This is a genomic window from Streptomyces kunmingensis (genome assembly GCF_039533535.1).
Classification (GTDB): Bacteria; Actinomycetota; Actinomycetes; order Streptomycetales; family Streptomycetaceae; genus Streptomyces; species Streptomyces kunmingensis.
Map to the genome: position 1 here is coordinate 14839 of NZ_BAAATS010000026.1, position 7450 is coordinate 22288.

The window sequence follows — 7450 nt, forward strand, 5'->3', positions numbered from 1 at the left end:
TCACGGCCCGGCGCCCACGGCGCCGACGCAGCGCTCCGGCCAGTGGCCGGTGCCCTCCGGTGCCGTCGAGCGCCCGCGCACGACATCGTCCAACCGGGCGAGCACGGCCCGATCCGCTTCGGGATCGGGCGTGACCGCCGCGGCGGGACCGGTCAGTTCACGCAGAAAAATCTGTACGGACGGTCCGTCGCGGCGGACGTCCAGCACCCGGAAGAGGGTCCCCGGGGCGAACACCACCTCCTCGGGCCCACGGCTGTGGTCGGACAACTGCCGTACGCGACGGCCGGTCACCGACCAGATGACATAGCTCCCGCCCGGCACCATGGCCGTACGAGTGGGATCGAGCGGCGTGGTGCTCAGCAGGGCCGCATCGCGCAGCAACGTCCCGCGACGGGGCAGGGCGGGGACGCCGGAGCCGTCGGCGGTGGGGTCACTGCCCGTGCCGCGCAGCACAGCGCCCCGGTAGGACGGCAGCCGGTTCAGCGCCGAGGCCACGCAGGCTCCGTACGGCAGCATGCCGGGATCGTAGTCGCGCAGGGCGCGAGTCACCGCGCCGTGGCTCAACGGGCCCTCGGAGGTGTGCAGATACATGCGCAGTGCGATCAGATCGGCGCGGGCCGCCTCCTGTTCCCTGCCGCGCAGCGCGGGCATCCGGGCGAGGGAGCGGGCGACGGCAGCTCCGTGCCGGTCCCACATACCCTCCGCGAGCGCGCGGAAGGCGGTCCGTTCCACTTCGCTGCTGCGGTGGCCGGGGTCCAACGGGACGGGGGACAGGGGGTCCTGGGGGGCATCGGCGTCGTCGGCATCGGCCTCGGTGTGGGCGACGATTCCGGCGTCCGAGGCCTCGGGTGCGCCCGGCGCGTCAGGGGCCCCCGGTGTGCCAGGGGCCTCCGAGGCGTTGGAGGTCTGCGCCGCCTCGCCCGCACCCGCTTCGTCCCGTACCGTCCTCGCACCGCCCGGTTCCGCCGACGCGTCCGACGGGCCGGGGCGTACGGTCCCGTGGCCGCGGCCCCGGTCGTCCGGCGCGGGTGCCGGTCCGGCGGTGGAAGGACCGTCCGGGCCGTCGGCCGGCCTCCCGGCCGTCATGTCGCGGGACGCCATGGCCCCCGGAGACGCGGGGGGCGTGGCGGGCGCCGGATCGGCCGGCGTGCCGGATTCCGCGCGCACCGATTCCGGCGCGGACACGTCGTCGGGCCGGTCCGGGGCCTCGGTCTCGCCCCCGGCGGGGCCGGAGGCGTCAGGACCGGCGGTGTCAGGACCGGCCGCCCCCGGGAGGTCGGCCTGGGCATCGCGACCGTCTCGTCCGTCGTGCCCGTTTCCTTGTGCGTCGACCGGACCGGACGGTTCGGGCCGATCGTGCTCTACGCCTCCCTCGTGCGCCCCGGGGTGCGGGGCGCGGGACGGCTCTCCGTTCGGTCCCGGCTCGTCGGCCGCCTCGGTGCCCCCCGAGCGCACGGAAGCGCCGCTTCGCACCGCGTCACCGGCTTGCGCGGGGGCACCGGCCGCATCGGAGCCGTCATCCCTCGTGGGGACCTCTGCCCGGGCAGAACCATCAAGGCGTTCCGGACCGCCGACCCGCACCGGACCGCCGGGCCGCATCGGGTCGTGGCCCGTGCCAACGCCGTCGGCCGTCTTCGCGCCGTCGGCCCGCGGGGGGGCCTCGCTCCGCCCGGCGTCCGGAGCCGGCGTCCGGGCGTCCTTCTCCTCAGCACGCTGCGGCGCTCCGTGGGGCCCGGCGGGTTCCCGCTGTTCGACCGGTGCCGGGACGGGGGGGCTTCCCGCAGTGCCGGTCGCCGGTTCCCCGGCCGCGCCCGGCCTCCTGGGGCGTCCCAGCGACCCGCTCGGTACGGGGTCGTCGGACCAGTCGTCCGGCTCGGGCTGTCCGCCGGGGTCCGAGGGCGCCCCGGGCTGCTCAGGCGTACTCGGCGTGCCGGGCACCCCAAGTGCCCCGGTACCTCCGGGGGCTCCGGGGGCTCCGGGGGCTCCGGCCGTGCCCGCGCCGGGGGTCCGTACGGGCGCCCCGACGCTCGCGTTCGTCTCCGCCGCCCCGCCCGCGGCCATGGCCTCCCTCACCTGCCGGGCGCGTTCGGCGCGTCCATCCATCGTCCTGTTCGCGCTCGCCGCCGCGTCCATGGCTTCCCTGAGCTGCCGGGCGCGTTCGGCCCGTACGGTCCGCCCGGCGCCTTCCGCCGGCCGGTCGGGCCCGGACCCGGCGGTCCGGCCCGGCGGCAGCGGCCGCGACGGCAGGTCCGGCTGCCCCGGCCGCAGCGTCCCCGGCTGCGCCGACCCCGTCTGTGGTCCCTGACCAGGTTCCGGGCCCGTACGCGCCCCCGGGCGTCCCGCCGGTGCCACGGCCCCGGCCGAGCCGGCCTCCGCCGCAGCGGCCCGCTCCGGCCGTCCGGTCCCCTGTACGGGCGCCGTCGTCGGCCGGTTTCCCTCGGTCGACACCGGCACCGCCGACGGTAACGGCGACATCGGTCCGTGCGCGGGCCCAGGTGCGGGCGCGGGCGGCGCCCCGGCCGTGGCGGCCTGGCCGGGCCGGACCTGGACCTGGGGCTGGGCCGGGCCCAGGGTCTGAGCCGTCGGCCTCGGACGGGCCGGTGCCGGGGCGGGAGCAGCGTAGCGGAGGGTGCGCAGGCGGTAATGGGCGGCCAGTCGGCGCAGTTCGCGCCCGCCGTCCTGGGACACGCCGTGCACATGCAGCGTCGCGCGCTCGCGCAGGGCCGGTGTCAGGGCTCCCAGCAGGTTCGCCAGGACCGGCCACAGGGACGCGTCCATGAGTTCGCCCGGTATGCCCAGCTCGATCACCGGGCCGGACGCGTCCACCTGACGTGCCGTGAGGGACAGCCTCGGGCCGTTCCGAGGACCGAGCCACAGGCCCGCCCTGGTGACCGTGACCTGCCAGCGATCGGTCAGGCCGACCACGCCCTCCTCCGGGCGCGCGGGGCCCGGCAGCGGCGGGGTCCAGCGCAGGAGCCGGGGCGGCCGGGCACGGCCTTCCCCGTCCGGCGGCCGGCACACGACGGCGTCCACGAACGGTATCCACTTCGGCGTGCCGTCCGGTGCGGCCAGCACCGACCGCACGGTGTACGACCCCAGCGGACCGCTCGCCGCGACGAGCGGCAGACCGGTCATCACCTCCACGTCGGCGTCCAGACGGTCGGACACCGACTGCGCCAGCGGCAGCACGTCACGCCGCCCGCCGGGCGCGAGCCGTACGCCGGACCTGACCTCCTCCGGCAGGGCCGCGAGCACCTCGGCGACCTCCTCGGCCGACACGTCCTCGCCGTAGGGGACGCCGATGACCACGGCCGGGCGCCGGGGATCGACCGGCACGGCGTGGTAGAGGTCGCCGGGCTGGGCCTGAGTGGCCTCGGCGGGGCGTACCAGCAGCCCGGCCGGGATCTGTTGCACCACGCTGCCGCCGGCCGTTCCCGACGGCACGCCGCGCAACGCGGGCTGCCAGGACGGCCCCGGGCTGCGCGGGCCCAGGGGTTCCGGGTTCGCGCCCGGGGCGAACCGCCACCAGCCGCCCGCCGATGGCTTCCCGCCGCCCTCCGGTGCGGGCGGGACGAAGAGCGAGCCGCCCGGTACGACGAGGGGCGGCCCGTCCGGGGCCTTCACCTCGAACCCCCAGGCGTCGGCGATCCGGCGCGCCGTGGCGGGCCGGTCCTTGACGTCGTGCCCAGCACCGGCCATGACCAGCCGAACGGTCTCGGTGCCCGACTCGCTCAGTGAGTCCAGCAGTTCGCTCAGCCTCGGCCAGAAGGAGGCGGCCTCCACCCCCTCGGCGCCCGCGATGACGGTCACGGTCCCGTCGTCGTTACGCATGCTGCGCGCCAGGTCGGCGACGTCGGCGGGGGTGAGCGTGTCGTCCGAGGGAGTTCGGAGCAACAGCAGGCCGTCATGGTCCTCGACCAGGAGTCCTTCCGGCGCGTCCGGCGTCTCCTTTTCGGCCGGTGCTCCACCGGCCGAGGGCACACCGTCGTCCCGCAGGTGCTTGGCGACAGCCGCGGAACGATCGCCGCGGCGCCGCGCGAAGGGACCACCCCAGGGTGTCACTCCTTGGGCCTCCTGCCGACCGGGGCCTTGCCCGCCTCGGGGGCGGCCGGTGCGTCAGGCACGTCCGACACGTCGGGCACGCCGGACGCGTCGGACGCGTCGGACGCGTCGGACCGGCCCGCACCGTCTTCCGCGTCAGCCGTCGCGGTGTCCGTGCCCGCGGCCCTCGTCGGGCCGGCGGCAGCCGCCGTGCCCGCGCCCGCCTTGTCGTCCGTCGCCCGGACCGCCGGATCCGCCACCCGTACCGCGTGGATGCGCGGAGTCCTCGGCTCTCCCGTCGCGTCCACGCTCACCGGGCGGGCCTCGCCGCGCTCCTGGGCCGCGATCTCCTCGGCCAGCGCCTCGGTCTCCATGACCATCCCCGCCGGTCCGGTCGGGTTGACGTAGAGAGAGTGCCCCTCGGGCAGCCCCTCGACCACGTCGGGCACCGGCACCAGCCGGGCGGCGAACGTCCCGACGACGCGGTAGTACGCGGGACTGGTGAAGACGGGGACCACCGGCTCGCCCTGCGCCGACCGCACGGCCACCGGCCCGCCGTCGGGGCCGACGAGCACCGCGACCTTCGCGGCGGCCAGTGTACGGAGGACCTCCCCGGCGGGGCCGTAGCCGGTCACGGCGCGCTGGATCGCGGACTCGACCGGGTCGGTGGCCCTGGGCCAGCCGAGCGCGTCCGGGGAGGGGCGGTACTCCTCGTTGTCCTCCCACGCCACGACCGCGCCCGTGGAGTCCGTACGCCACCGGCCGGGGATCGCCCAGGCGGGCGGCGCGCCCTCGCCCGACCACGCGGGATCGGGAACGCTCAGCCACCGGTCGGGCAGGCCCCGGGCGGCCTCGACCACTTCCGGGGGCGGTTCGGGCAGGGACGCGGCCGGGCCGTCCACCCCGTCGGTCCGGTCCTCGTCGCTCCCGCCCTCGTCGGCCACGGCCGTCGGCCCGGCGGTGGCGGCGGACCCGACGGCGGCGGACTCGGTGGCGATCTGCCCGAACACCGGTATCACCCCGGCGTCTTCGGCATCGGGGAGAGACTCTGGTTGGGGCTCGGGCTCTGGTTCGGGCAGAACAGCTTTCTCCGGGACGGCCCTGTCGTCGTACTCACTCACCGACGGGCACTCCAGAAACAGAAGACACGGTCCATCCCTTCGAACTCACCCTCACCAGTTAACAGTCTGGTGGCGCAGAACGCTATGTCGGGGTTCCCTTCCATGACGGGGCGGGGTGTGGAACGTGAACGTCGTGTGACACGACGGGAAGTCGTGGCCCGGTCCGAGAACGACTCTGTTCCCGGCCGCTTCCACCAGCGCGCTCCTGACGCCCCGTTCGCAGGCCACGAGAGGTGTCGTGCTTCGAGGAAGGCGCCGCCCGTCACCTCCGCGTTCCACCGCGCGGGCAGAGAACGGAATCGCCGAACACGCGTGAGACCGCCATCGGTTACGGGCAGGAGACCACCTTGGAGTACCGCCCGAGGATACCGTCCAAAGATCAACCGTAGGGTCCCGGATACGAGTTCGGTGGCCGCGCTCGCCGTCCCGCTCCGGTCCGTCGGTGGCCCCGGCGGTCTCCGCCGGGGCCACCCGCGTATCAGTTCTCTCCCGCCACTCCGGGCCCGGGCCGCTCCGGCCTCCCGGCCGGCCCGTCGTCGCTGCCCGGCCCGTCCTCCGCGTTCTCGTCCGTCGGCCACTGCGCGTCCGTGGGGAAGTCGGGCCATCCCTCGACCGACCCGAGGTCCGGCACATCCGCGAAGCCCTCGGGCGAGCCGCCGGACGGTGCGGGAGGAGTCGACCACACGTCGGCGGCCTCCTCCGCCTCGTACCGCTCAAGGTCGGACTTGGCCTCCCGCAGCGAGCCCGCCGTGACGAGCTGTCCCACCGGGGCGGAGGAGCTGAGGAACAGCACCTCCTTCCCTTCCGGCAACCGGTCCAGGAGAGCGGGTACGGACATCACCTCGTGCGGAGGCAGTTTGTCGTCCTCCAGCTCCGGCGACGGCGAGAAGACGGGCACGGCCTCGGTACCGTCCTCCGCGTCCGTCACCGCCAGGCCGCCGTCCTCGTCGAGACACACGGCCACCTCGGCGTCGGCGAGCATCAGGGCGAACACATCCTCCGAGGCGTATCCGGTGGCGACCAGCTGCACGGCGGCGTCCACCGGGCTGACCGGCGGGGCCCAGCCGTGCGCGTCGGGCGAGGGACGGTAGTCGGTGTTCACCTCCCACTCGACGATCTCCCCGTTCTCGTCGCTGCGCCAGCGCCCGAGGCTCGCCCAGGAGGGAGTGGGTTCGCCCTCGTCACCGTTCCAGTGCCGGTCGATCACGGACAGCCAGTGGTTGGGGGCCGCCTTGGCGGCCTTGACGTAGTCCTCGGGCGGCTCCCGGAACCCCGGCCGGCCCTTCAGCACGGCGGACGGACCGCCCTGGACGGGACCGCCCGTGAGGGCCGGGGGCGGGTCGTCCGGGCCCGCGCCGACGGGCCCGTCCGCGGTGTCCGCCTCGGCGGTGTTCTCAGGCTCGTGGTCCGGAGTACCGGAAAGGCTCGTCATGGGAGGCAACTCCATCGGGATGCGGTGTGCGATGTGCGGTACGCGGAACGCGGTGTGCGGTACGTCACGGTCGGTCGCCGGGGCCGGGGGGCGACTCCTGGCCGGCCCGTCCCCCGGCGCGGGCACCGGCGGGGGTCTCGCCGGCCGGGCGCTTCGGCACCTCCGCGCCGCCGGCCGCCGAGGAGGGCGCGGGGGCCGACCGGCCCTCGGTTTCCTCCCCGTCCGGCGTCTCCGCGGCTTCCTGGGCCGCCGCTTCGAGCGCCCGGCGCAGGGCGTCGGTCTCCACGGTCATGCCGACCGGTCCGGAGGGGTTGAGGTACAGCACGTGGCCCGCCGGTATCTGGTCCACCACCTCGGGAACCGGCATCAGTTCGTAGCCGAAGCGCCCGGCCGCGTGCAGGTACGTGGGGGAGGTGAAGACGGGCACCACCCAGGCCCCGTCGGGTGAGGTGGCCGACAACGGGACGCCGCCGGGGCCCAGCAGGACGGCGACCTCCGCCACGGCCAGCGTCCGCGGCACCGCCTCACCCGAGCCGTAGCCGGTGGCGGCGAGCTGGACCGCCTCGTCCACCGGATCGGTCGGCGCGGACCAGCCGAGTGCCTGGGGCGAGGGGCGGTACTCCTCGTTGGGGCGCCACTCCTCGATGTCGCCGTCCAGGCCGGACCTCCACTGGCCCACCACCGCCCAGTCGGGCGGTTCGCCCTCCCCCGACCACGCGGGGTCGACCATGCCCAGCCAGTGGTCGGGAGCGAGCCGGGCGGCTTCCTTGATGTCGTCGGGAATCGGCGGCATGGCGTCGTTGGCGGCCCCGGCCCCGGCGGCGGTGTTGTCGTTCATGAGTTCCTCGCTGGGATG

4 protein-coding genes are annotated in these 7450 nt (G+C 75.7%); all 4 read right to left on the reverse strand.

From position 1 onward, the window contains the following. The 4 genes from ABD366_RS28350 to ABD366_RS28365 all read right to left on the reverse strand — a co-directional run bounded on the left by ABD366_RS28350 (position 1) and on the right by ABD366_RS28365 (position 7432). A complete protein-coding gene (locus ABD366_RS28350) occupies positions 1 to 4062 on the reverse strand; it encodes a hypothetical protein (protein ID WP_344442709.1) in 4062 nt (1353 codons plus the stop codon). Continuing rightward, the gene (locus ABD366_RS28355) at positions 4059 to 5051 is read right to left on the reverse strand and encodes a type VII secretion system-associated protein (RefSeq protein WP_324774860.1); all 993 of its coding nucleotides are present in this window, start codon (positions 5049 to 5051) and stop codon (positions 4059 to 4061) included. Before ABD366_RS28355 ends, ABD366_RS28350 begins: the two co-directional genes overlap by 4 nt. Before the next feature lie 589 nt (positions 5052 to 5640). Then, the gene (locus tag ABD366_RS28360) at positions 5641 to 6594 is read right to left on the reverse strand and encodes a type VII secretion system-associated protein (protein WP_324774858.1); all 954 of its coding nucleotides are present in this window, start codon (positions 6592 to 6594) and stop codon (positions 5641 to 5643) included. A gap of 64 nt (positions 6595 to 6658) precedes the next feature. Further along, positions 6659 to 7432: a type VII secretion system-associated protein gene (locus tag ABD366_RS28365; RefSeq protein WP_324774856.1), complete on the reverse strand. Its 774-nt coding sequence runs from the start codon at positions 7430 to 7432 to the stop codon at positions 6659 to 6661. Positions 7433 to 7450 lie beyond the last annotated feature (18 nt).

Excerpts from the sequence above, each read along its gene's own strand:
- ABD366_RS28365 (WP_324774856.1), bottom strand. The coding sequence starts at position 7,432 with ATGAACGACAACACCGCCGCCGGGGCCGGGGCCGCCAACGACGCCATG.
- ABD366_RS28360 (WP_324774858.1), bottom strand. The coding sequence starts at position 6,594 with ATGACGAGCCTTTCCGGTACTCCGGACCACGAGCCTGAGAACACCGCC.